Genomic DNA, 23,901 nt, shown 5'->3' on the forward strand with positions numbered 1-23,901 from the left:
GGGCACTCCGCTTGACCTGATGATCGCGATTCCGAAAGCATGTTCCGCCCTGACTTTCGTCCCGATCATGCCCCCGGAGGCCACGCCGTGCGCCGGCTCGCGATCCCTCTTGCTCTCACGCTCGCGTTCGGCGCCCTCGTGAGCCCCGCGCACGCCGACAAGGTGGCCCGCACCGCGGAGTGCCAGGGCGACTGGCTGCCCGGCACGCCGACGGTGTCCGACGTCATGAACGGCGAGATCTCGCTGGTCGGGCTGCCGTCGTACAAACTCGGCAAGAAGGTCGACTGGGATGCGAGCCCGTACAAGAACCGGTCGTGGGAGTACGTCTTCCAGTCGCTGCGCTGGATGGGCACCCTGGTCGTCGAGTACGAGAACACCGGCGAGAAGCGCTACCTCGACCGCGCCACCGAGATCGCCGAGGACTGGATGAAGAACAACAAGTACGGCGCCCGGGGCACCCAGCCGTACGTGTGGACCGACCACCCGGTCTCGCTGCGCACGCAGCCGCTGCTCTGCCTGAGCCGGCACGTGAACGCCAGCTGGCTGAAGGACAGCCTGGCCGTGCACGCCAAGCTCCTGTCGGACCCGAAGCTGTACAAGAAGGGCCACAACCACGGCATCGACCAGGACATCGCCCTGATGGGCATCGGCTGCCGCTACGGCCGCAAGGACTGGCAGAGCCTCGCGACGAGCCGGCTCACCAGCACGGTGAAGCTCGACGTCGACTCGCAGGGCGCGCTGATGGAGCAGGCGCCGCGCTACGCGGTCTACGTGCACGGCCGCCTGCAGGTCGCGATGGCGAACATGAAGGCCTGCGACCGCAAGGTGCCCGCCGAGATCGCCAAGCGCACCGACGCGCTGAAGGACTTCATCGCGCACGCGACCATGCCGAACGGCTACATGGTGCCCATCGGCGACGGCAGCGCCGACACCGAGCCCGAGATGGAGACCGGCACGCCGAAGCAGGAGGTCAAGGTCTACAACGCCGGCTACGTCTTCGGCCGCACGGCCTTCGACGACCCGGAGTCGGCGTACTACTCGGTCCGGTTCGGCCCGGGGATGAAGTTCCACGGCCATGAGGACCACCTCGGGGTCACCTACTACGCGCACGGCCGCGACATCCTGGTGGACGGCGGCTTCCACTCCTACGAGAAGAGCTCCTACCGCTACTGGACGCTCTCGCCGGAGGCGCACAACATACCCACGGTGGTGGGCCAGAAGTTCCGCCCGCGTACGGCGAGCAAGCTCGTGAAGGCGCGCTACGGCGACGACCGGCAGTCGTTCCGGCTGACCGACCAGGCGTACGGCGTGAGCCGCACCCGGTCGGTCATGGTCGACCACGACCACGACCACGACCTGATGGCCGTGCTGGACACCGCCTCCGGCGGCAAGAAGATCAGCAACATCTGGCGCTTCCACCCCGACCTCAAGCTCGTCTCCAAGGGCGGCGGCAAGGTCGTGCTGGGCGACGGGAAGTTCAGGGTCACCCTGCTCCAGCTGACCTCCTGCGACCGGATCGGCGGGCAGAAGGTCGAGCGGGGCGGCAAGCTGGGCTGGGTCTCGCCCGCTTACCTGGCGAAGAAGCAGGCGAACGTGGTGGTGTCGCCCGCGGCGACGTCCCTTCTGACGGTGATCGTGCCGGGAACCGACTCGCCCAAGGTGTCCTGCTCCGGCGGGAAGGTCACCGTGGACGGCGTGTCCTTCCCTGCCGGGGTGCTCTGACTTACGAGAGCTCGCGGCCGGCGCGCAGCAGGCCGTACGTCACCGCCTGCTCCAGCGCCTGCCAGGAGGCGTCGATGATGTTCTCGGCGACGCCCACGGTGGCCCACTCGGCGCGCTCGTCGCTGGAGGTGATGAGCACGCGGGTCACGGCGTGGGTGCCGTGGGTGCCCTCCAGGATGCGGACCTTGTAGTCGATCAGCTCCAGCTTGGCCAGCTCGGGGTAGAGCTGCTCCAGCGCCAGGCGTACGGCCTTGTCGAGGGCGTTGACGGGGCCGTTGCCCTCGCCGGTGGCGACGATGCGCTCGCCCTTGGCGTGCAGCTTGACCGTGGCCTCGCTGACCAGCTCGCCGCCCTTGGTGCGCTCGACGATGACGCGCCAGGACTCGACCTCGAAGTGCCGCCGGCGCTCGCCCTGCACGGTGTCGCGCAGCAGCAGCTCGAACGACGCGTCGGCCGCCTCGAACGTGTAGCCCTGCGACTCCATGTCCTTGACCCGGTCGACCAGCGCCTTGGTGTGGTCGGGGGTGAGCTCGTAGCCCAGCTCGCGGCCCTTCAGCTCGACCGAGGCGCGGCCCGCCATGTCGGAGACGAGCATGCGCATGTCGTTGCCGACCTGCGCCGGGTCGATGTGCTGGTAGAGATTGGGGTCGACCTTGATGGCGCTGGCGTGCAGGCCCGCCTTGTGGGCGAAGGCCGACATGCCGACGTAGGGGGCGTGGGAGTTGGGCGTGACGTTGGTCACCTCGGTGATGGCGTGGGCGATGCGCGTCATCTCGGCCAGCGACTCGCGCGGCACGAGGTCGTAGCCGCGCTTGAGCTGCAGGTTGGCCACGACCGTGAAGAGGTTGGCGTTGCCGGAGCGCTCGCCGTAGCCGTTGGCGCAGCCCTGCACGTGGGTGGCGCCGGCCTTGACGGCGGCCAGGGTGTTGGCGACGGCGCAGCCGGTGTCGTCGTGGCAGTGGATGCCGACCCGGGCGCTCGTGCCGACCGCCTCGTGGACGACCTCGGCCAGCTCGTCGGGGAGCATGCCGCCGTTGGTGTCGCACAGCGCGATGACGTCGGCTCCCGCCTCGGCGGCGGTTCTGATCACCTCCAGCGCGTACGCCGGGTTGGAGCGGAATCCGTCGAAGAAGTGCTCGGCGTCGAGGAAGACGCGCTGGCCCTCGGCCCGCAGGTGGGAGACCGTGTCGCGGATCATCGCGAGGTTCTCCTCAAGGGTCGTGCGCAGGGCCAGCTCGACGTGCCGGTCGTGGCTCTTGGCGACAAGGGTCACGACCGGCGCGCCGGACTCGCGCAGGGCGGCCACCAGGGGATCGTCGGCGGCCTTCACCCCGGCCCGGCGGGTCGCGCCGAACGCGGCTAGCTGCGCGTGCTTCAGGTCGAGCTCGGTCCGGGCCCGCCTGAAGAACTCGGTGTCCTTGGGGTTGGCGCCCGGCCAGCCCCCCTCGATGAAGCCGACGCCGAGGCCGTCCAGGTGACGCGCGACGACGAGCTTGTCGGCAACGGTGAGGTTGAGCCCCTCCTGTTGCGCGCCGTCACGCAGCGTCGTGTCATATACGTGGAAACGGTCATCGGCCATGGCTCTCTCTTCTTTCCGGATGGAATCATGGGTGGTCTGCGCGGGTGTCCGGGAAAACAAAAAGACCCCTCACGGACGTGAGAGGTCTGCGCGCCGGCGGTGTCCTTCGTCAGCCGGCGCGCCTGCCGATAATGAGCAGACCGTAGAACATGGTGCCACCCAGTGTGCCATACGGATCCAGCATCCGGCACACCGGTCCCACAGGTTGGACACGGGTGGGGGCACGGGGCCGGATGCCGGTGGTCACACCGTGACGCCGTCGCCTCCCGTGATGACCCGCTCCAGCGCCGCCGCGTCGAACACCTCATTGCCCAGCATGCGCCCGTCGAGCAGCACGGTCGGCGTGCCCTCCAGCTGGATCTTGGCGTTCTGCGCCAGGTGCGCCTTCGCGTACGACTGCGAGGTGATGCACGAGTCGACGTTCGCGCCGACCTTCCTTGCCGCCCGCGCCAGGTCCTTGGGCCGGAAGCCGGAGGCCACGCCGTGCGGGGCGGGCTGCATGGTGTACAGCTCGTCGCGGAAGGCCAGCCAGTTCGCCTCCGGGACGCAGCGGGCGGCCGCGGCGGCGCGGATGGAGTTGGAGCGCATGGGCTCGTCACGGAAGATCGTCACCGCGTGGTAGACGACCTTGACCTGGCCGGACATCGCCAGCCTCCGGATCGTGGCGTCGACCTTGGCGTGCATGTCCTTGCAGACCGGGCAGTCGAAGTCCTCGAACACGTCGAGCACGGGCGCGTCGCTCGACCGGTCGGCCAGCACCATCGACCCGTCCGCCTGCCGGGTCAGCCGCACGCCCTCGGACGACGACACGCCCGGCTCCGAGAACGCCAGCACCCCCATCACGACGATCGCCGCGCACGCCACCGCGACCGCCACCAACCGCTTCATCATCAGCCCACTCTCACCTCGTTGATCGCGCAGACCCTACCCGAACCGCGACAATGGCCGCATGAAGGCATATCTCCTCGACCCCGCCGTCGCGCGGTACGTGATCGAGCACACCACACGGCCCGACCCTCTGCTGGAGCGACTCGCCGAGGAGACCGCCGAGGTCGCGGCCTCGAACGCAGGCATGCAGATCTCCCCCGACCAGGGCCGCTTCCTCACCATGATCACGAAGCTGGCGCAGCCGCGCGTGGCCGTCGAGGTGGGCACGTTCACCGGCTATTCCTCCATCTGCATCGCCCGCGGTCTGACCGGTGGCCGGCTGCACTGCTTCGACGTGAGCGAGGAGTGGACGTCCGTCGCCCGCCGGTACTGGGCGGAGGCCGGGGTCGCCGACCGGGTGACGCTGACCCTCGGGCCCGCGCTGGAGACGCTCGCCGCCTTCGAGGAGACCATCGACCTTGCCTTCCTCGACGCCGACAAGGTCAACTACCCCGGCTACTACGAGCTGCTGATGGAACGCCTGCGCCCCGGCGGGCTGCTGCTGGCCGACAACACGCTGCGCCGGGGCTGGGTGGCCGACCCGGCGCACGACGAGGACACGACCGTGGACATCCGGCAGTTCAACGACCTGGTGATGGAGGACCCCCGGGTGACGGTCGTCATGTTGCCGGTGGCCGACGGCCTGACGATGATCATGAAGAACTGACGCGCGTGTGCCGGTCCCCCGGCGGGCATCCCCACGAGGGGACTTCCGAGGGGGCAGACATGCAGTTCCGTACGCTCGGGCGGGGCGGGCCGACGGTCTCGGTGCTGGGTTTCGGCGCGATGACACTGGCGCCGCACGTCTACGCCGACGTGGACGAGCAGGAGGCGACCGACACCTTGCGCACCGCGCTCGACGCGGGCGTCACGCTGATCGACACCGCCGACGTCTACGGCGCCGGGCACAGCGAGAGCCTGATCGGGCGGGTGCTGCGGGGCCGGCGCGACGAGGTCGTGCTGGCCACCAAGTTCGGCGGGAACACCGACGACCAGGGCACGCTGGTGCCCGGCCTCGGCAAGCCGGAGTACGTGCGCCGCGCGCTGGAGGCCAGCCTCGACCGGCTCCGCACCGACCACGTCGACCTGTACTACCTGCACCGGCTCGACCCGAGCACGCCGATCGAGGAGACGATGAGCGCGCTGGCCGAGCTGGTGCGGGCGGGCGCCGTGCGGCACATCGGGCTGTCGGAGGTGTCCGTACGCACGCTCAGGCGCGCCTGCGCGGTGCATCCGGTCACCGCCGTGCAGTCGGAGTACTCCTTGTTCAGCAGGGAGCCCGAGCGGGAGATGCTGCCCGCCTGCGCGGAGCTGGGCGTCGGGTTCGTCGCCTACAGCCCGCTCGGGCGCGGCCTGCTCGGCGGCGCCATCCGCACGCGCGAGGAACTGGAGGAGGGCGACTGGCGCCGTGGCCATCCCCGCTTCGACGACGGCAACCTGCGCCGCAACGTGGCGCTGGCCGACGCCGTGGCGACGCTGGCCGGCGAGCGCGGCCTGACGGCCGCCCAGCTCGCCCTGGCCTGGCTCATGCACCGCGGTGTGGTGCCGATCCCGGGCACGCGGCGCGCGGCGAACCTCCGGGCCAACGCCGCGGCCGCCGACGTGACGCTGGACGAGGAGACCGTGCGGCGGTTGGAGGAGCTGGTGCCGCCGGGCGCGGTCGCCGGTGCGCGGGGCGACGAGACGTACCTCGGCAACGTGGACGAGCGGGCCTGACCTCGGCGCAGGTCCGGCCCGCGGTGGCCGCCCGCGGGCCCGTTCGCTCAGAGGATCTTGTGGACCCAGTTGTGCGGGTCGGGGCGGGTGCCGTACTGGATGCCGATCAGTTCCTCGCGGACGCGCATGGTCACCTCGCCGGGCGAGCCGTCGCCGATGGTCCAGGAGCGGTCGGCGCCCTTGACCGAGCCCACCGGCGTCACGATGGCCGCCGTGCCGCAGGCGAAGACCTCGGTGAGCTCGCCGGACGCGCAGCCGGCCTCCCACTCGTCCACCGAGACCAGCCGCTCCTCGACCTCCAGGCCCAGCTCGCCGGCCAGCGTCAGGATCGAGTCGCGGGTGATGCCGGCCAGCAGCGAGCCGGTCAGCGCGGGGGTGACGAGCTTGTCGCCGAAGACGAAGAACAGGTTCATCCCGCCCATCTCCTCGACGTGGCGGTGCTCCTGGGCGTCCAGCCACACGACCTGGTCGCAGCCCTGCTCCACGGCCTGGCGCTGGGCGACGAACGCCGCGGCGTAGTTGCCGCCGCACTTGGCCTCGCCGGTGCCGCCGGGCGCGGCGCGGGTGTACTCGGTGGAGAGCCAGACGGAGACCGGCTTGATGCCGCCGGCGAAGTAGGACGCCGCCGGGGAGGCGATGACCATGTACTTGTAGGTCTTGGACGGGTAGTTGACGCCCAGGCCGGGCTGCGTGGCGATCATGAAGGGCCGCAGGTAGAGGCTGTGTCCCTCCGGCATCGGCACCCACTCGCGCTCCGTCTGGACGAGGAGTTCGAGCGACTCGACGAACGTCTCCTCGGGGAGCTCCGGCATCGCCAGGCGGACGGCCGAGCGGTTGAAGCGGGCGGCGTTCGCGTACGGCCGGAAGGTCACGACCGAGCCGCCGCTCTGGCGGTAGGCCTTCAGGCCCTCGAAGATCTCCTGGCCGTAGTGGAAGACCGCGGTGGCGGGCTCGAGGGCGAGCGGGCCGTACGGCATGAGCCTGGCGTCGTGCCAGCCACGGCCCTCGGTGAAGTCGATCGAGATCATGTGATCCGTGAAGACCTTCCCGAAGACGGGGTTCGCCATTACCTGCTCCCGCTCGGCCGCGGTGCGAGCGTGGTCGGATAGCTGCACGTCGAAGCTGAGCTTCTGAGCGATGGTCATGACGGCGGTCCTTCTCTCTACGATCTGGCGAAATGTCACGGTATCTGCCCGATGACGGCACGGTGCGTGCCCCGCGTCGGGGGGTGTCCGTACTTCCTATTGTCTCGCTATATGGGATGGCAAGCGGCCGATAGGGCGATTAGCCGCTTTGGACGCAAAAAAGCGCCCGGCAGTCCTTCGCAGACCACCAGGCGCTTCCGTTCCGGGGCTAGGCGGTCCTAGCCGGATACTCGCGCGGCGATGTCGTCGCCGATCTCCCGTGTGGTGCGAGCCGCCCAGCCGGCCAGCCGCTCGACGATGTCGTCGGCGACGGCCTGCTCGACCCTGGCCGCCTCGGCCTGCAGCCCGAGATGGTCGAGCAGCATGGCGACCGACAGGATCGTCGCGGTCGGGTCGGCCTTGCCCTGGCCGGCGATGTCGGGCGCGCTGCCGTGGACCGGCTCGAACATGCTGGGCGCGGTGCGCTCGGGGTTGATGTTGCCGCTGGCGGCCAGGCCGATGCCGCCGGCGATGGCCGCGCCGAGGTCGGTGATGATGTCGCCGAACAGGTTGTCGGTCACCACCACGTCGAAGCGCTCGGGCTGGGTGACGAAGAACATCGAGGCCGCGTCGATGTGGCAGTAGTCGGTGGTGACCTCGGGGTATTCCTCGCTGATCCGGTTGACCGTGCGCTGCCACAGGTCGCCGGCGTAGGTGAGCACGTTCGTCTTGTGGACGAGGGTCAGCTTCTTGCGCGGGCGCGTCATGGCCTTGTCGAAGGCGTAGCGCACCACGCGCTCGACGCCGTGGGCGGTGTTGAGCGACTCCTGGGTGGCGATCTCGTGCGGGGTGCCGCGGCGCATGACGCCACCGGTGCCGGCGTAGAGGCCCTCGGTGCCCTCGCGGACCACGATCATGTCGATGTCTTCGGCGGACGAGTCGCCCAGCGGCGTCTCCACGCCCGGGAACAGCTTGACCGGGCGCAGGTTGACGTAGTGGTCGAAGGCGAAGCGCAGCTTGAGCAGCACGTCGCGCTCCAGGATGCCCGGCGGCACGCTCGGGTCGCCGATCGCGCCGAGCAGGAGCGCGTCGTAACCGCGCAGCTCCTCCATCACGGAGTCGGGGAGCGTCTCACCGGTGCGGTGATAGCGGGCAGCGCCCAGGTCGTAGTGCGTGGGCTCGAACTTCGTGCCCACGGCCTCCAGGACCTTGAGCCCTTCGGCGACGACCTCGGTGCCGATCCCGTCTCCGGGGATCACGGCCAGGCGGATGTTGCGCGACTCCATGGCGGTACCTTACCCGCTCGTCTCGCCTGACGAGCAACCATCTCAAGCTCCGGACGTCCGATATTTTACCTTTTTTACTATTTACGTCCGTTTGACCGTTTCGTTAGTGTCCGACAGGCCTAATCCACGCAGCGGTTGCGTGGAGCCGGGGACCCAACTTCCCCCAGGGGCGAATCGGCGACCCCACGCCGTAGGGCTGCTTCCAAGCCCGAGCCCGTCAGCTAACCCGGCCGGCCGCATGGAAGGACAAGTCCCCCTTGTCACGTATTGCCATTGCCTCGGCCGCGGGCGTCGCCGGGCTCCTCCTGGCCGCCCCCGCCGCACAGGCGACGACCGCCAAACCCCCGGCGCAGCAGGCCGCAGAAGAGAAAGCCCCAGCCCAGAAAGCCCCAGACGCGTCCACCATCACCTTGGACGGACACAAGCTCAAGGAGATCCAGGACAAACGCGCACCCAAGCCGGCCTGGAAGATCGCGCTCAAGTTCGCGATGAACAAACGGGGCACCCCCTACGTGTGGGGAGGCACCAGTCCACGCGGCTATGACTGCTCCGGACTCATGCTGCGGGCGTACCAGAAGGCGGGGATCCAGCTCCCGCGGGTCGCCGCGGACCAGTACGCGGCGTTCGACAAGAAGGTCTCCTGGAAGAACCTCAAACCGGGCGACCTGGTCTTCTTCAGCAACCTCGGCCACGTCGGGATGATCTCCCGGCCCGGCTACATGGTGCACGCCCCGCGCACGGGTGACGTGGTGAAGGAGGAGAAGCTCTCCGCCTGGCGGCGCAGCGCCTTCGTGGGCGGGGTGCGCCCGGACCGCAAGGGCGTGCGGGAATGGCGGGAGTTCGTCAAGCAGCGCGACGAACCCGCGCCCTCCATGCCCACCGCCACTCTCTGACGGCACCCCATGGACGGATCGGCCGGATCGCGGAGACGTCCGTGATCCGGCGCCTGTGCCGGCAAGCATGGAGCGGCCCCGCGGAGACGTCCGCGGGGCCGCTCGTAACGGCAGGGTCGGCTAGCTGCCGGAGTTCTGCGGGGCGCCGCCGTTGTCGCGGCGGTCCAGCGCGATCTGCACGGCCTCGGCCGCCTTGTCCTCGTGGTCGTCGGCACGGTTCCAGGCATACATGTCGTACATGTCACTCATCTCGTTTCGCGGAAGCGTTCCAGTGACGCCGGACTCCGGTCGCGAATCCGACCCAGCCTGATCTCGTGGTCCGGGTCGCGGACCGGACGAAGGGACTTACCGGCCGACAACGCGCCGAACACCGCGGCGAGTCGTCGACCTGCCCTAACAGGCCTCGCCGCGGCAGGTAATGAGTACGAGCACCTGGCGCATCACTCGCTACAGTACCCGAGGCATCTCGTTGGATGTCCTACTATCTCGCATGCTGAGACGCAAAGGGCCGTCACCCGGACGGGTGACGGCCCTGCGACGGCGTGGGGAGGTCAGTCCTCCAGGTCGACCGAGCGGCCGCTGTCGGCGCCGATCTCGGCCACGATCTGCTCGACCACGTCGGCGGGGATCGCGGAGTCGACGGTCAGCGCGATGAGCGCCTTGCCGCCCTTGACATCGCGGGCCACCTGCATGGAGGCGATGTTGACGTTGTGCTCGCCGAGCAGCCGGCCGACCACGCCGACGATGCCGGGGCGGTCGGCGTAGGTGAGGAAGCACAGGTGGGCCGTCGGCTCGATCTCCATCTCGTAGCCGTTGACCTCGACGATCTTCGTGATCTGGCGCGGCCCGGACAGCGTGCCGGAGACCGAGACCTGGCGGCCGTCGGCGAGCACGCCGCGCACGGTCACCACGTTGCGCCAGTCGGGGCTCTCGGAGCTGGTGACCAGCTCGACCTCGACGCCGCGCTCCTTGGCCAGCAGCGGGGCGTTGACGTAGGTGACCTGCTCCTCGATCACGTCGGCGAACACGCCCTTGAGCGCGGCCAGCTCGATCACCCGGACGTCCTGCGAGGCGATCTCGCCGCGGACCTCGACGTTGAGCTTGGTGGCGACCTCGCCGGCCAGGGCGGTGAACACCCGGCCCAGCTTCTCGGCCAGCGGCAGGCCGGGCTTGACGTCCTCGGCGACCGCGCCGCCCTGGACGTTGACCGCGTCGGGCACGAACTCGCCCGCGAGCGCCAGCTTCACGCTCCGCGCGACCTGCGTGCCGGCCTTCTCCTGAGCCTCGTGGGTGGAGGCGCCGAGATGCGGCGTGACGACGACCTGGTCGAGCTCGAACAGCGGGCTGTCGGTGCACGGCTCCTTGGAGAACACGTCGAGGCCGGCGCCGGCGACGCGGCCCTCCTTGATCGCGGAGTAGAGCGCGCCCTCGTCGACGATGCCGCCGCGGGCCACGTTGACGATGCGGACGGTCGGCTTGACCTGGTGCAGCTCCCGGTCGCCGATGAGCCCGAGCGTCTCCTTGGTCTTGGGCAGGTGGACGGTGATGAAGTCGGCCTGCTTGAGCACCTCTTCGAGGCTGAGCAGCTTGACGCCCATCTGCGCGGCGCGGGCCGGTGGCAGGTAGGGGTCGTAGGCGATCAGCTCGACGCCGAACGGCTGCAGCCGCTGCGCCACGAGCTGGCCGATCTTGCCGAGGCCCAGGATGCCGATGACCTTCTCGTCGAGCTCGACACCGGTGTACTTCGACCGCTTCCACTCGCCGTTCTTGAGCGCGGCGTGGGCCTGGGCCGTGTTGCGCGCGCTGGCCAGGATCAGGGCGATGGTCTGCTCGGCGGCGCTGGTGATGTTGGAGGTCGGGGCGTTGACGACCATGACACCGGCCTTGGTGGCCGCGTCGACGTCGACGTTGTCCAGGCCGACACCGGCGCGGGCGACCACGCGCAGCCTGGGGGCGGCGGCGATCGCCTCGGCGTCCACCTGCGTGGCGGAGCGGACGATCAGCGCGTCCACCTCGGCGAGAGCGGGCAGCAACTGGGAACGGTCGGCGCCGTCGGTGTGGCGGACCTCGAAATCAGCGCCGAGAACGGCGAGGCCGGCTTCGGACAGCTCCTCTGCGACCAGAACGACGGGCTTGTTCACTGGTGTGAATCCTTAGGGCACGGCTGGCTTGCGAGGGACACGTCGACGGATCCCCCGATGTCCCACAGAGTCTATCCACGCTTGTGAAAGCGTTCACGAAAGACCCAGGATGTGAGACGCATCGCACGATGCGAGACGGCCCTCAGGCGTACCCCGGTGTCGGCAAACTCACTCACCCCGCTCACAACTTTGTCTTGATCGGGGGATTTCTTGGCCATTAGCCTGATAAGCCGTGGCCGACTACCTAGGGTTCGTCCTATGAGCATCGGGAATCCTGCGCTCGCCGACGTGCTCGCCCAGCATGGCTCCCCGCATCGCCTGCTGAGCGCTCTTGCCGACGGTGGAGTCCTGGTGGCAGTGCGTGCAGATCGTTCCGTCGTCCTCGGGACGACGCAAGCAGGTGACCGAGTGCTGCTCGGTTACACCAGCCCCGCCACCTACGCGAGGCACCGTGGCAGTCATTCCCTGTCGGCCTGCGACGCCGACACCATCCTGGACATCCAGCGCGTCACCGGGGTGCGCGAGATCGTGATCGACGCGGCCGGACCAGCCGCTGCGGCCGTGCCCATCGCCGATCTGCAGCGCTTCCTCACCACGACGCGCACGGGGCCGACGCCCGTGTTGTCGGGGGCGGCTCCGGCCGCCTACGCGACGGGCGCGATGGCGACCGTGTCGCGCGGTGCCGCGCTGGCCCAGGTGGCTCCCCCGACGCCCGATGCTCCCTCGATGCCGTGGGTGCCCGCGCCCCGGCCGCACCTGTCCGGGCCGATGCAGCAGGTCGATCCCGGCTACCGCCGCTGCACCCACCCGATCCTGCCCGCGCTGCGCCAGGCCATCGCGCAGCTGCTCATGGACTTCCCGCTCGTGCACCACGTCTGGATCTCCGAGGCGCGGACGGCCTCCGGAGCGCCGGGCATCATGCTGCACGTCAAGGTCCACATGTCGGCCGCCGAGGACGTCGTACGCGACCTGCACCGGCTCGTCCGCGCCCGGCTGCCGCAGCTGGCCGCCTCCGGCGCGCCGATCCTCATGGCCCGGGTGGCCGACACGCGCAGCGAGCGCCGCATGATCGAGATCGGCGCGCACGTCGTGTGCGCCGATGTACGCGAGTGACCGGCGGGTCCGCGAAAGTGGGCCCTACCGGACCGAACGGCGCTCAGCTTCAATGAGGGCATGATCGCACCGGCGGCGGCCGTGACCACCGTCCCGCGGAGCGTGCGCCTGGGCTACGGCGTGGGCTCGTTCTGCACGGCCACGGTCGGCGCCGTGCCGGGGCTCCTGCTGCTCTACTACATGACGAACTTCCTGGCCGTGCCCGCCTGGCTGGCCGGGGTGGTGGTGACCGCGCCGAAGGTGTGGGACCTGGTCGTCAACCCGCTGGTCGGCCGCTGGTCCGACCGGACACGCTCACGCCTCGGCCCGCGCCGGCCGTGGATGCTGGCCGGCGCGCTGACCCTGCCGGTCGCGTTCTTCCTGGTCTTCGCCGGGCCGTCGCTCAGGGGCGTGCCCGCCGCCCTGTACGTCGGCGCCTGCTTCATGGCGGCGGCGACGGCGTACGCCTTGTTCGAGGTGCCGTACAAGGCGATGCCGGGCGAGATGACGCACGACTACCACGAGCGGACGTCGCTGCTGCAGTGGCGGATGATCTTCATCGGGGCGGGCACCGCCATCAGCGGCGTGCTGGCCCCGGCCATCGCCGGCAGCCAGGGCGCGCAGGGCACGCTCGCCAGCTACCGGATGATGGGCCTGACCATCGCGGTGATCCTGCTGCTGGCGATGCTCGGCGCGTTCTTCGGCACCGCCCGCGCCCCCATGACCGGCGCGCCCGAGCCCGACCGGGGCGGATGGCGCGAGCAGTTCGCCGCGATCAAGGGCAACTCCGCGTTCCTCTGGATCACGGTGCTGGCCTGCACGCAGATGCTGGCGGTCAGCATGATGCTGGCGGCGGCGCCGTACTTCGCGGCCTACACCCTCGGCGACCCGCGGTCGACGCAGACGCTCTTCGCGGCGCTGGTGGGGCCGATGCTGCTGACCATGCCGCTGTGGGTGCGGCTGGCCAGGCGGTTCGACAAGCGCGGCGCGATGATCCTGGCCGCGCTCATGTTCGGCGGCGGCACGGCGGCGGCCATGGCCACCCCGCTCTTCGGCGCGCTCTACGCCCATGTGGCGATCCTGCTGGTCGGCGTGGGCATCGCCGGGGTGCAGCTGCTGCTGTTCTCGATGCTCGCCGACGTGGTCGCGGCGGACGCGGCCGAGACCGGCAAACGGCGGGCGGGCGTGCTGACCGGGCTGTGGACGGCCATCGAGAGCGGGGTCAGCTCGTTCGGCGCGCTGATCTTCGGGATCATCCTGTCGATCGGCGGCTTCGTCGAGTCGGAGCCGAGCCGGCCCGTGCGGCAGCCGGAGAGCGCGGTGACGGCGGTGCTCATCGGGCAGACCACCGTCCCCGCCGTGATCATCTTCATCTCCGTGCTGATCACCCTGAAGTACCGCCTCAGGCCACCCGCCGCGCCCGCGCCGGCCGCGTCCGGGTGAACGTCCCGGCCACCAGCGCCGCCAGCAGCGGCAGCCCGACCACCAGCCCGGCCAGGAAGAGCCACGGGATCTCGACGACCTGTGGGTGACCCCCCGGGTGGATGCCGGTCTCCCAGTTCCAGCGGATCAGCGCGGCGCCGCCGACGGCTCCGCCCGCCAGCCCCACGGCGGCACCCAGCCCGGAGAGGTACGCGGCCTGGGCCGCCACCACGAGCCTGCGCACCCGGGGCGCCGCGCCGACCGCCGACATGGTGTCGAGGTCCTGGCGCATGTCGGCCGCCGCCAGCCCGGTGGCCGCGAACGTGCCCCCGAGCACCAGCACCATCGCCGCGCCGAGCAGCACGAGCAGGACGGTGAGCGCGTCCTCGTCGCCCCTGCGCTCCACGGAGATGTTCACACCACTGGCCACGGTGTTGAGCGCCCGCTGCAGGCGGGCTTCGTCGGCGGGCACGTGGGCGGCGTACAGGTGACGCTCGACCACCGTGAACCCGGCCTTCTCCAGGGCCGACGCCGGGATCAGCGCACCGGTCTGCGCGGGCTCGGCCGCCTTCGCGACCACGGCCGGCAGCGTGAGGCGCTCGTCCTCGCCGCCCTCCCATGACTCGGCCACCAGTTGCACCACGCCGTCGTGCGCCATCCCGGAGCCGATCACCACGGCGCTGCCCCGCGCCAGCGCCGCCTCCGCCCGCGGGTCGTGGCGTTCGAGGAGGAATGTCAGCAGCCGCTCGTCACCGACCGGCAGGATCCCGCCGCCGTCCCACCTGGGCGGCAGGCACTTCGTCGGGCCCGCGCAGTGCAGGGGGTGCCTGTCGCCTTGCAGCCGCACCTCCTTGCCCTCGGCGTTCACCGCCACCGCGCCGGGGACCAGTGGCACGCCGGGCAGCAGGCGCTCCGCTTCCACGCGCAGCCTGGACCACTGGCCGTCGGTCGTGGACGCCCAGGTGCGGATCGTCAGGGTGCCCAGGGGCTCGACGGAGGTGCGCTCCGCCTCGCGCTGCGCGAAGGCGCTGGCTGCCACCAGGCCCAGGACCACCGCCGCCATCGTGGCCCCCATGACGGCCCCGGCGGCGGAGGACGTACGGACGCGGTGGCGGGCGGCGTCGCGGACGGACAGGCGCAGCGGGAGCGGCAGGCGACCGGCGAGCCGGCCGGTGCTCCTGACCAGCCACGGCATCAGCACGATCAGGCCGAGCGCGAGGACAACGGCGGAGATGACGACCGCCAGGTCATCGTGGCGCGCGGCGGCGAAGCACCCTCCGGTACCGAGCACGACCAGGACGAGGCCGAGCAGGGGACGGGCCGCGCGGCCCGGCGGGTCCACCGCGGCGCGCCCGGCCAGCACCTGCGCCGGGCTCTGCCGGCTCGCCTGCACCGCGGGCACCAGCGCGGCGGTCACCCCGCTGACGACGCCGAGCGCGGCCACGGCGAGCACCTCCGGCCACGGGACGTCGAGCGGGCCGTGCGTCCAGTTCAGCAGAGGGGCGCCGACGGACGCGATCAGCGCGCCCGCCCCGATGCCGAGCACCATGCCCATCAGCGCCGCCGCGCCGCCCAGCACGAGCCCGTCGGCCAGGACCACGGCCTTGAGCTGCCGCCCCGAGGCGCCCTGGGCGGCGAGCACGGCGAGCTCCCTGCGCCGGCGCCGCAGTCCGACGGCGAAGGCGGGCCCCGCCAGCAGGACGGTCTCCATGACGACGAGCACGATGGCGACGCCGAGCGAGACCGCACCACGCGTCGGCGAGCCCGACATGGCGGGCACCGGGCTCTCACCGTCGTCCGGCAGGCGCTCGATCAGCGCCCGGGACTGCACGGCGAGCCCCGCCTGGTTCAGCCGGCGGACGTCCGCCCGCCGCACCGAGCCGGGGGTGTCGGCCAGCCAGCCGCTGTTGTCGCCGTCGTTCTGGTGACCGAGCACGGCCTCCGGCAGGGCCGTCAGCTCGGCGCTCCCAGGACGGTTGGGGTTCTGGACCACGCCGACCACGCGCATCGGGCGGTTGTCACGCGTCACCGGAAGCGTGCCGCCGATCCGGGCGCCCCGGCCGGTCAGCGCGGGAGAGACCGCGACCTCACCGGGGGCGGCCGGGAAGCGGCCCTCCACCAGCTCCCGCATGCCGCGGGTCATGGGGTCGCGCAGGTCCACCTCCAGCACGTCCACCCAGTCGTAGCCGTCGGGCAGGCGCACCTCGCCGGTCTTCTGCTGGTAGCGCAGCAGGCGGCCGTCGAGCAGCGTGCCGAGCTCGGCGGGGGTCCATTGACGGTCGGGGCGCGACGCCTTGTGCTGCCCGATGCTCCGCGCGGCCACGTCCTGCCGCACCCGGCCACGCGTCGGGAACGTGATCAGTCGCGCGTCGGCCGAGCCCAGTGTCGAGTCCAGCTGCTCGTACGGCGTGACATCGGTCGTGGCGCGGCCGGTGATCAGTGCGGTGATCACCAGCACCGGCAACCCGATCATCACCATGATCAGCGCCGTGCGGCCCTTGGCGCGCCAGGCGTCCCTGCGCGAGATGCGCAGCGCCGCCCGCAGCACCGCCCAGCGGCCCGTGAAGGCGGTGAAAGCGTTGAGATGCGGCACGCCGGCTTCCGGCGCACCCGCCGCGCGCCCCTCCGGAGTACTCGCCACGCGCTTCTCCTCCGCGCTCGCCGCGCGCTCTTCCTCCGCGCTCATCGGGCGCTCTCCAGGCGGACGCTCCCCGACTCGGCGATCAGCCCGTCGCGCAGGTAGACCACGCGGTCGGCCCACGCCGCGTAACGCGGCTCGTGGGTGACCAGCAGCACCGCCGCGCCCGCGTCGTCGCAGCGGGAGCGCAGCAGACGCAGGATCTCGTCGCCGGTGGCGGTGTCAAGCGCGCCGGTGGGCTCGTCGGCCAGCAGCAGCCGCCGCTCCCCCGCCAGCGCCCTGGCGATCGCCACCCGCTGCCGCTGCCCGCCGGACAGCTCCTCGGGGAACCGCCCGGCGATCTCCTCGGCGCCGGCCTCGGCCAGCGCGGTCATGGCCTCCGTACGGGCCTGGCGGGACCGTACGCCGTCGAGCTCTCGCGGCAGCATCACGTTCTCGGCGGCGGTCAGGGACGGAATCAGGTTGAGGTCCTGGAAGACGTACCCGACGCTGCGGCGCCGGAGGGCGGCCAGGTCGGGCACGCCGGCCAGGTCGCGGCCCTCGATCTCCACGTTTCCTGAGGTGGGCCGATCGAGGCCCCCGGCCAGGTTGAGCAGGGTCGACTTGCCCGAGCCCGACGGCCCCATGACGGCGACCAGCTCGCCGGCCGACACCTCCAGGCTCACGCCCCTCAGCGCCCGGACCTGGCCGTGCTCCCGGGTCACCTCTCGCAGCCTCACGACAGTCAAGTGTTCTTCTCCTTGGACGCCTTGGACACGGCCTCGCAGTGGTCCAGCCAACGCTGCTCCGCCTCGGCCTTGAAGATCAGCCCGTCGAGGACCAGCCGTTGCGCGAGCCCGTCCGCGGCGCGCTTGGCGCGGGTGAGCGCCTGCAGCGTGCGCATGGTGGCCGTGCGCTGGGTGTGGATGACGGCGCCCACGTCGACGTCCGCGCCGGCCACTGCCATCGCGATCTTGATGGCGAGCTCGTCCCTGGGCCGGTCGCTCTGCGCGACCGGGGTGGCGAACCAGCGCTCCAGCTCCACGCGGCCGGTCTCGGTGATCGCGTAGAGCGCGCGGCCCTGCTCGTCGGCGCCGGCCGGCGTGACGAGGCCGTCGCGTTCGAGCCGCGAGAGCGTGGTGTAGACCTGGCCGATGTTCAGCGGCCAGGTCGCCGCCGTGGACGCCTCGAACTCCACCCGCAGCTGATAGCCGTAACGTGGCCCGCCTCTCAGCAGCGCGAGGATCCCGTGTCTGATCGACATGGATACCGAGTATGCATACTGAGTATGCTCGGCGCAACAGATGCGCGTATTCTGGACAGGGCACGAGGTTCAGGCCGATACTCCCTACATGAGTTCCACGCATCCGCCCTTTCGCGCCTCGGACGGGGAACGTGACCGGGCGATCGACGAGCTCAGAGATCGTGCCGCGGAGGGCCGGATCTCACACGACACGTTCGTCGGCCGGGTGGACCAGGCGCTGCGCGCCCGCAGCCGGGAAGAGCTCGACAAGCTGGTGGCCGACCTGCCTCAGCGGCCGACGTTCCGGCAGCGGCTGACCGACGCCGTCTCCTCGGTGTCGGAGTTCACCACCAGGCTTCAGTCCGCCTGGCGCAAGCCGCGCCTGCCCCGGCTGGCGCTGCCCGACGACGACCGGCCGCGTTACGTCGTGGGCCGCGGATCGGCCTGCGATCTCGTGCTGTCGGACCTGACGGTTTCCCGCGTCCACGCCGAGCTGCGGCGCGCCGCCGACGGCGAGTGGATGCTGGTCGACCTCGGCTCGCTCAACGGCACCCGGCTCAACGGGTGGCGGCTGGTGGGGCCGGCGCGGGTGAAGTCGGGTGACGAGGTGTCGTTCGGTGACTGCGGCTTCCTGGTGACGTCGGGACTGCCGTCCTAACATCGCGCCAATCCCCGATAAATACGGATATTTGCGGATTACAGGCTGACTGCGCTGATTCATGCTGCAGGCGATCCCCCAGTCACCCTTGGAGACCCCATGCGGCGCACCTCAGCCTCCCTCGTCGCGGGCGCGCTCGTCGCGGCCCTCGCGTGGGCGTCCGGCCCCTCCTCCCCCGCCGTCGCCCTCGATCCCACCGCGGGCGTGGCGGACCTGACCCAGGACATCAACCAGATCCTCAGCGACTCACGGCTCACGATCGCCCGGGCGGGCGTGGTCGTGAAGAGCGCCCAGACCGGCGAGGACCTGTACGCCACCGACGCCGGCAAGCTGCTCACCCCGGCCTCCAACACCAAGCTGTTCACCTCGGCCGCGGCGGCGGAGACGCTCGGCCTCGACTACCGTTTCCCCACCACCGTCCTGAACGCCGGCCGCAAGGCGGGCTCGGTGCTGACCGGCGACCTGGTGCTGCGCGGCACCGGTGACCCGACGATGCTGGCCGAGGACTACGACGCCCTGGCCGCCCAAGTGGCGAAGGCGGGCGTGAAGCTCGTCACCGGCAGGCTGGTGGCCGACGACACCTGGTTCGACGGGCAGCGGCTCGGCAACGACTGGGCCTGGGACGACGAGACCGCGTACTACGCGGCGCCGATCTCGGCCCTGACCGCCTCCCCCGACCGCGACTACGACGCCGGCTCGGTGATCGTCGCCGTCTCCGCGGAGGACGGCAAGGTCAAGGTGACCGCCACGCCGCCGACCGACTACCTGGAGATCGTCAACCAGGCCACGACCGGTAACGAGACCGACGTGCTCATCGAACGCCGGCACGGCACCCGTACCGTGGTGATCACCGGCACGGTGGCGGATTCGTACCAGGAATGGGTGGCCGTGGACGACCCCACCGCGTACGCGTCCACGCTGTTCCGCGCTGCGCTGAAGAAGCACGGCGTCAAGGTGCTCGGCCCGACCGTCACCGGCGCCGCACCGGAAGGGGCCGGGGAGCTGGCCCGGCACGAGTCGATGACGCTCGGCGAGCTGCTGGTGCCGTTCATGAAGCTGAGCAACAACATCCACGCGGAGATCCTCACCAAGGCCATGGGCCGCAAGGCGGCGAACCAGGGCACCTGGGCGGCCGGGCTCAAGGTCGTCACCGACTTCGCCCGGGCGAACGGCGCCCAGGTGATCAACATGCGGGACGGCTCGGGGCTCTCGCGCCGCGACGGTTTCTCCCCCGCCTCGATCGCGCAGTTCCTGACCGCCGTACGGGGCAAGCCGTGGTTCCCCACCTGGTACGAGTCGCTGCCCGTGGCCGGCAACGCCGAGCGGTTCGTCGGCGGCACGCTGCGCAGCCGGATGCGGAACACGCCGGCGGCGGACAACGTCCGGGCCAAGACCGGCTCGCTCACCGGGGTCACGGCGCTGTCCGGCTACGTCACCAGCGCCGACGGCGAGCCGCTGGTCTTCTCCATCATGCTCAACCAGTACCTGTCGGCCTCGCCGAAGGACATCGAGGACCAGATCGCCGTACGGCTCGCGCGGTTCTCGCGGACGGCGGCGACCGCGGACGTCAGCCCGCTGCGCGCCGGCCAGGCGAGCCAGGCGGGCGACCTGGAGTGCTCGTGGCTGAAGCCCGCCGAGTGCTGACATCCCGCTGAACGGCGGCCCTCCACGACGCGTGGGGGGCCGCCGCGGTTTACCGGGCTCATCCTGGAGCTCCAGCTTTGCCATGGAATTTCAGTACAAAACCGACCCGGAGCCGCCAGAATTTCGTTCGACGCACTTCAGAGGCGTCCCTGGACCACGAGAGCGCCGGGCTCAGCCGCCGGCCCATCCCCCCGAGCCGGCATCCCACCGCACGCCCCTTGCGCTCCTTCCGGGCGGACCCGGCCGCGTCCCACCCCGCACACGGACGGCGGCCGGGTCCGCGATCTCCTCCGTGGATCACACCTCGTCGTAGCGGAACCCGCCGATCGCCCGCAGGATCTCGGCGCCGATGCCCTTCCCCGTGGCCAGCCACTCGGCGATGAGCGCGCCGATGATCGAGGCGGGCACGGAGATCCGCGCGGAGGCGAAGACGTCGTCGAGCTGGCCCGGCGTGACCGGATCGACCTGCCGACCTTCGATGTGGAAGCCATCCGCGCGCGCTACTCGTTCGCGGATCTGCAGGCGTTCCTGGACGTCCACTACGAGAACATGGCGGTCCTCCGTACCGAGCAGGACTTCTACGACCTGGCCACCGCCTACCTGCGGCGGGCGGCTGCGCAAGGGGTGCGGCACGCGGAGATCTTCTTCGACCCGCAGCCCACCTGAGCCGGGGCGTGCCGCTGGAGGTGGTGTTCGGCGGGTTGTCGGAGGCGCTGAAGGACGGCGGGCTGTCGGCCGCGCTGATCCTGTGCTTCCTGCGTGACCGGGCGCGGAGGAGGCCGAGGAGGTGCTGCGGGCGGCGCTGCCGTACCGGGATCGGTTCATCGGAGTGGGGCTGGACTCGGCCGAGGTGGGCTATCCGCCGTCGTTGTTCCGGCGGGTGTGCGCGTGGAGCGGGTGGACCACGGCATCAGGGCGATGGAGGACCCCCAGCTGGTGGCCCGCTTGCGCGAGGAGCGGATCCCGCTGACGGTGTGCCCGCTGTCGAACGTACGGCTGCGCGCGGTGCCGTCCCTGCGCGACCACATCCTGCCCGCGATGCTGGACGAGGGGCTGGTGGTGACCGTCAACTCCGACGACCCGGCCTACTTCGGCGGCTACGTGGAGGACAACTACGCGGCGCTGCGACGGGAGTTGGGGATGACCGACGCCCAGCTCGACCGGATCGCGCGCAACTCCTTCGACGCGGCCTTCACAGAAGTCCGCACGGACACAGTTAAGGGGCCCACCCCTGCGGGCAGGCCCCTTAACTACGCTTGCTCAGCCGCTGAGGACCGACGTCAGCGGAACGAGCACGTCAGGTGGTCGTCCGCGTGAGCGAGGAGGAGCCCGCTCAGGAGTTCGGCGGTGTCGAGGTTGATCAGGCCGTACTTGGTGACCTCAACCTTGTGGCCGACGATGTTGTCCTTGCCACAGACGACGATGATCTTCCTGTTGTCCTTGCCGTCCTCGTGGTGGTTCGGCCACGTCTCCGCGAGCGCGGAACCGCCGGACAGAAGCAGGCCGCCGACGACCCCAGCCATGATGAGCCCTGATTTGAACATGGATGCATCTTCCCTTGTACCGATTGGCTACGCTGCGTAGCCACCGGGGGTAGATTTCCCCCGCGGCTCGATGCAAAAACCGCGAGATCGTCATCCTTAACCAGCTCATATGCAACGCCGGTACGTAGCGCTAACGCAGATCATCTGCCTTGACGATCACATGTCTTTCGAAGGACGGGCGGGCGGTGATCTCATGACCTTCCCGCAACCATGCCCCAGGTCCCGCAATGGCCACCCCTGCCCAACATAGCAATTAATGCCGATACGCACCGTTACGCCGCACCCTGCCGCCGCCTTCACGCAGGTCCGGGCACTGTTAAGGGGCCCACCCAGTGGGCAGGCCCCTTAACCAGGTTTGCTCAGCCGTTGAGGGCTTGCCTTAGCTGAACGAGCACTTCACATTGTCATCCGCGTGGCCAAGGATCCCGCTCAGGACCTCGTCGGTCTCGAGGCCGAGAAGGCCGTACTCGTGGTTGTTGTTCTCGTGTCCGACCTGGTTGCCCTCGCCACAGACGAAGATGATCTTCCGGTTGTCGTTCTTGCCGTGGTCGTGCGGCCACGTCTCCGCAAGCGCGGAACCGCCGGACAGGAGCAGACCTCCCACGACCCCAGCCACGATGAGCCCTGATTTGAACATGGAATGTCTCCCTTTGGTACCGATTGACTACGCTCCGTAGCTACCGGGATTAGATCTTCCCGACTGCCCGATTCGAAAAACCGTGAGACCGACATCCTTCAACCAGCCATGTGCAACGCAGGTACGAAGCACGAACGCAGATCAGCAGCCTTGAGGATCACGTGTCTTCCGCAGCACGGGCGGGCGACGATCCCATGACCTTTCCGCAACCATGACTCAGGCCGCGCAGTGGCCGCCCCGGCCGGCAGGGCAGTTCGTTCCGATACGCACCGTTACGACGCCCCACCGGACACGACACCTTTCGCGCCCCAATGAGACTCCCGCCCGGGATGCGCCCGCCTACGGCAGCGTGAGGATGACAGGGCCGTTCTCGGTGATCGCCACGGTGTGCTCGACGTGGACGCTCCTGCTCCCGTCGCCGGAGCACACCGACCAGCCGTCGGAGGCCATGACGTACTCGTCGTCGCCGCCGGCCATCAGACTGGGCTCGATCGCGATCACCAGCCCGGGCCGCAGCCGCAGCCCACGCCCCCTGTGGGCCTCGTTGGGGACAAACGGCGACTCGTGCATGGCCCGGCCGATGCCGTGGCCGCCGAAGTCGTTCTGCATGCCGTAGCCGGCGCCGCGGCCGACCGTGGACATGGCGTGGCCGATGTCGCCCATCCGGCCGCCGGGCAGGGCCGCCTCGATGCCCGCGGCGAGCGTCTCCTCCGCGACCCTGATCAGCTTGAGGTCCTCCGCACGGGAGTGCCCCACCGTGAAGCTGACCGTGCCGTCGGCGTGCCAGCCGTCGACGTACGCGGCGCAGTCGACGCTGATCAGGTCGCCGTCGCGCAGCCGGTACGACGTGGGCAGCCCATGCAGCATGACCCCGTTGACCGAGGTGCAGATCACCCCCGGGTACGGCGTCGCGCCGAACGACGGGTGGTAACCGAGGAACGACGCCCCCGCCCGCGCCTCCTCGATGACCGTCCTGGCCACCTCGTCGAGCTGCTGGAGCGACACTCCGACACCCGCGCTCCCGCGCACCGCGGCGTGCACGGCGGCGACCACCCGGCCCGCCTCCCGCATGGTCTCGATCTCCCCGGCCGACTTGAGCTCGATCACTTCGCCTCCCTGCGTCGATAATAATACCGGTATTATTATCACGCTCCGGCACGTCCGGCGGACGACAGGGTGCGCAGTTCGTCGAGCAGATCGCCGATCAGCGCCGATCCGGCGAGCTCACGAGTGGTCACGTAGCCCACACGACGCAGCGGTCCTCCGTCGCCGAGCTCGGCCGTGGCCACCTTGGGCGGCGCCCCCACGGCCGACAGCCTCGGCAAGATCGCCGCGCCGACCCCGTGACCGACCATGGACATGACCACCCCGTCGTCCTCGACCGTGATGTCGCCGGGCGGGATCCACTCCTGCGCGGCCGGGTGTCGCCCGAGCAGTTCTCGGGCCAGTCGATCATCGGCAGCGAGCGCGAATCCGGGTGGCCGGCCGGATGGGCCGGCACGTACGGCTCGGCGTACAGCTCCTGGCCGAGCAGGCCCTCGACGTGCACAGGAAGGGAGACGACCCTCACGTCGGCCCGTCCGTCGGCCACCTCGCCGGCGATGCCTCTGCCCAGGTCGGGCACGATGCGCACGTCCACGGTGACCCGGGGATGGC

At 70.4% G+C, this 23,901-nt stretch carries 21 protein-coding genes, 2 pseudogenes and 1 riboswitch; of the genes and pseudogenes, 9 read left to right on the top strand and 14 right to left on the bottom strand.

Annotated elements, in window-relative coordinates; genetic code table 11:
- The first annotated feature begins 87 nt into the window (after window positions 1-87).
- On the top strand, window positions 88-1,722 hold the full coding sequence (locus E1286_RS16755; protein ID WP_246074913.1) for a heparinase II/III family protein: 1,635 nt from the start codon (window positions 88-90) through the stop codon (window positions 1,720-1,722).
- Between the two features lies 1 nt (window position 1,723).
- Here E1286_RS16755 and cimA read toward each other — a convergent pair whose 3' ends face one another.
- Window positions 1,724-3,301, bottom strand: coding sequence for a citramalate synthase (gene cimA, locus E1286_RS16760; protein WP_132613495.1), 1,578 nt, complete (start codon window positions 3,299-3,301; stop codon window positions 1,724-1,726).
- A 243-nt stretch (window positions 3,302-3,544) separates the two neighbouring features.
- Window positions 3,545-4,192 carry a DsbA family protein gene (locus tag E1286_RS16765; protein ID WP_132613497.1) on the bottom strand — a complete coding sequence of 216 codons (648 nt, stop codon included), beginning with the start codon at window positions 4,190-4,192 and terminating at the stop codon, window positions 3,545-3,547.
- A gap of 58 nt (window positions 4,193-4,250) precedes the next feature.
- Between E1286_RS16765 and E1286_RS16770 the strand changes: the two genes are divergently transcribed.
- Both E1286_RS16770 and E1286_RS16775 read left to right on the top strand, forming a co-directional pair.
- Complete coding sequence (locus E1286_RS16770; RefSeq protein WP_132613499.1) at window positions 4,251-4,895, top strand: O-methyltransferase; 645 nt, start codon at window positions 4,251-4,253, stop codon at window positions 4,893-4,895.
- A gap of 59 nt (window positions 4,896-4,954) precedes the next feature.
- Window positions 4,955-5,944 (top strand): aldo/keto reductase, encoded by a 990-nt coding sequence (locus tag E1286_RS16775; protein WP_132613501.1) that lies wholly within the window; start codon window positions 4,955-4,957, stop codon window positions 5,942-5,944.
- A 47-nt stretch (window positions 5,945-5,991) separates the two neighbouring features.
- On the opposite strand, the gene E1286_RS16780 is transcribed toward E1286_RS16775, so the two are convergent.
- Together E1286_RS16780 and E1286_RS16785 are read right to left on the bottom strand one after the other, a co-directional pair.
- Window positions 5,992-7,089 (bottom strand): branched-chain amino acid aminotransferase, encoded by a 1,098-nt coding sequence (locus E1286_RS16780; protein ID WP_132613503.1) that lies wholly within the window; start codon window positions 7,087-7,089, stop codon window positions 5,992-5,994.
- A 218-nt stretch (window positions 7,090-7,307) separates the two neighbouring features.
- Window positions 7,308-8,354: a 3-isopropylmalate dehydrogenase gene (locus E1286_RS16785; protein WP_132613505.1), complete on the bottom strand. Its 1,047-nt coding sequence runs from the start codon at window positions 8,352-8,354 to the stop codon at window positions 7,308-7,310.
- A gap of 106 nt (window positions 8,355-8,460) precedes the next feature.
- A riboswitch (cyclic di-AMP (ydaO/yuaA leader) is annotated at window positions 8,461-8,604 on the top strand.
- Window positions 8,605-8,764: 160 nt separating this feature from the next.
- Here E1286_RS16785 and E1286_RS16790 point away from each other — a divergent pair.
- Window positions 8,765-9,247 (top strand): C40 family peptidase, encoded by a 483-nt coding sequence (locus E1286_RS16790; protein ID WP_132613507.1) that lies wholly within the window; start codon window positions 8,765-8,767, stop codon window positions 9,245-9,247.
- A gap of 551 nt (window positions 9,248-9,798) precedes the next feature.
- Here the strand turns inward: E1286_RS16790 and serA are convergent.
- Complete coding sequence (serA, locus tag E1286_RS16795; RefSeq protein WP_132613509.1) at window positions 9,799-11,388, bottom strand: phosphoglycerate dehydrogenase; 1,590 nt, start codon at window positions 11,386-11,388, stop codon at window positions 9,799-9,801.
- A 258-nt stretch (window positions 11,389-11,646) separates the two neighbouring features.
- Between serA and E1286_RS16800 the strand changes: the two genes are divergently transcribed.
- Together E1286_RS16800 and E1286_RS16805 are read left to right on the top strand one after the other, a co-directional pair.
- Window positions 11,647-12,501 carry a hypothetical protein gene (locus tag E1286_RS16800; RefSeq protein ID WP_132613511.1) on the top strand — a complete coding sequence of 285 codons (855 nt, stop codon included), beginning with the start codon at window positions 11,647-11,649 and terminating at the stop codon, window positions 12,499-12,501.
- Between the two features lie 60 nt (window positions 12,502-12,561).
- The gene (locus E1286_RS16805; RefSeq protein WP_132613513.1) at window positions 12,562-13,923 is read left to right on the top strand and encodes an MFS transporter; all 1,362 of its coding nucleotides are present in this window, start codon (window positions 12,562-12,564) and stop codon (window positions 13,921-13,923) included.
- On the opposite strand, the gene E1286_RS16810 is transcribed toward E1286_RS16805, so the two are convergent.
- The 3 genes from E1286_RS16810 to E1286_RS16820 are packed head-to-tail and all read right to left on the bottom strand — an operon-like array spanning window position 13,883 to window position 17,783.
- On the bottom strand, window positions 13,883-16,588 hold the full coding sequence (locus E1286_RS16810; protein WP_132613515.1) for an FtsX-like permease family protein: 2,706 nt from the start codon (window positions 16,586-16,588) through the stop codon (window positions 13,883-13,885). The two genes, E1286_RS16805 and E1286_RS16810, sit on opposite strands and share 41 nt — an antisense overlap.
- A complete protein-coding gene (locus E1286_RS16815) occupies window positions 16,585-17,268 on the bottom strand; it encodes an ABC transporter ATP-binding protein (RefSeq protein ID WP_132613517.1) in 684 nt (227 codons plus the stop codon). Before E1286_RS16815 ends, E1286_RS16810 begins: the two co-directional genes overlap by 4 nt.
- Window positions 17,265-17,783 carry a PadR family transcriptional regulator gene (locus E1286_RS16820; RefSeq protein ID WP_132613519.1) on the bottom strand — a complete coding sequence of 173 codons (519 nt, stop codon included), beginning with the start codon at window positions 17,781-17,783 and terminating at the stop codon, window positions 17,265-17,267. The genes E1286_RS16815 and E1286_RS16820 overlap by 4 nt, the downstream gene beginning before the upstream one ends.
- Before the next feature lie 88 nt (window positions 17,784-17,871).
- On the opposite strand from E1286_RS16820, the gene E1286_RS16825 reads away from it, so the two are divergent.
- Together E1286_RS16825 and dacB are read left to right on the top strand one after the other, a co-directional pair.
- Window positions 17,872-18,420, top strand: a complete 549-nt coding sequence (locus tag E1286_RS16825) for an FHA domain-containing protein (RefSeq protein WP_132613521.1) — start codon at window positions 17,872-17,874, stop codon at window positions 18,418-18,420.
- 99 nt (window positions 18,421-18,519) lie between these two features.
- Window positions 18,520-20,064 (top strand): D-alanyl-D-alanine carboxypeptidase/D-alanyl-D-alanine endopeptidase, encoded by a 1,545-nt coding sequence (dacB, locus tag E1286_RS16830; RefSeq protein ID WP_132613523.1) that lies wholly within the window; start codon window positions 18,520-18,522, stop codon window positions 20,062-20,064.
- Between the two features lie 297 nt (window positions 20,065-20,361).
- Here the strand turns inward: dacB and E1286_RS48850 are convergent, their stop codons facing one another.
- Window positions 20,362-20,604 carry a hypothetical protein gene (locus E1286_RS48850; RefSeq protein ID WP_187368177.1) on the bottom strand — a complete coding sequence of 81 codons (243 nt, stop codon included), beginning with the start codon at window positions 20,602-20,604 and terminating at the stop codon, window positions 20,362-20,364.
- On the opposite strand from E1286_RS48850, the pseudogene E1286_RS16840 reads away from it, so the two are divergent.
- Window positions 20,506-21,258: pseudogene (locus E1286_RS16840) on the top strand (adenosine deaminase family protein); the annotation flags it as partial. The gene E1286_RS48850 and the pseudogene E1286_RS16840 overlap by 99 nt on opposite strands.
- Before the next feature lie 86 nt (window positions 21,259-21,344).
- Here the strand turns inward: E1286_RS16840 and E1286_RS16845 are convergent.
- The 5 genes and pseudogenes from E1286_RS16845 to E1286_RS52050 form a co-directional block, all read right to left on the bottom strand.
- Window positions 21,345-21,608, bottom strand: coding sequence for a hypothetical protein (locus tag E1286_RS16845; RefSeq protein ID WP_132613525.1), 264 nt, complete (start codon window positions 21,606-21,608; stop codon window positions 21,345-21,347).
- Window positions 21,609-21,987: 379 nt separating this feature from the next.
- Entirely contained in the window at window positions 21,988-22,245 is a 258-nt protein-coding gene (locus tag E1286_RS16850; RefSeq protein WP_132613527.1) for a hypothetical protein, read from the bottom strand.
- 339 nt (window positions 22,246-22,584) lie between these two features.
- The gene (gene map, locus E1286_RS16855) at window positions 22,585-23,352 is read right to left on the bottom strand and encodes a type I methionyl aminopeptidase (RefSeq protein ID WP_132613529.1); all 768 of its coding nucleotides are present in this window, start codon (window positions 23,350-23,352) and stop codon (window positions 22,585-22,587) included.
- A 38-nt stretch (window positions 23,353-23,390) separates the two neighbouring features.
- Window positions 23,391-23,606: a type 2 periplasmic-binding domain-containing protein gene (locus E1286_RS50255; protein ID WP_246074914.1), complete on the bottom strand. Its 216-nt coding sequence runs from the start codon at window positions 23,604-23,606 to the stop codon at window positions 23,391-23,393.
- A 125-nt stretch (window positions 23,607-23,731) separates the two neighbouring features.
- A pseudogene (locus tag E1286_RS52050) lies at window positions 23,732-23,896 on the bottom strand (hypothetical protein); the annotation flags it as partial.
- Between the last annotated feature and the right edge of the window lie 5 nt (window positions 23,897-23,901).

This window comes from Nonomuraea terrae (assembly GCF_004348995.1).
GTDB classification, from domain to species: domain Bacteria; phylum Actinomycetota; class Actinomycetes; order Streptosporangiales; family Streptosporangiaceae; genus Nonomuraea; species Nonomuraea terrae.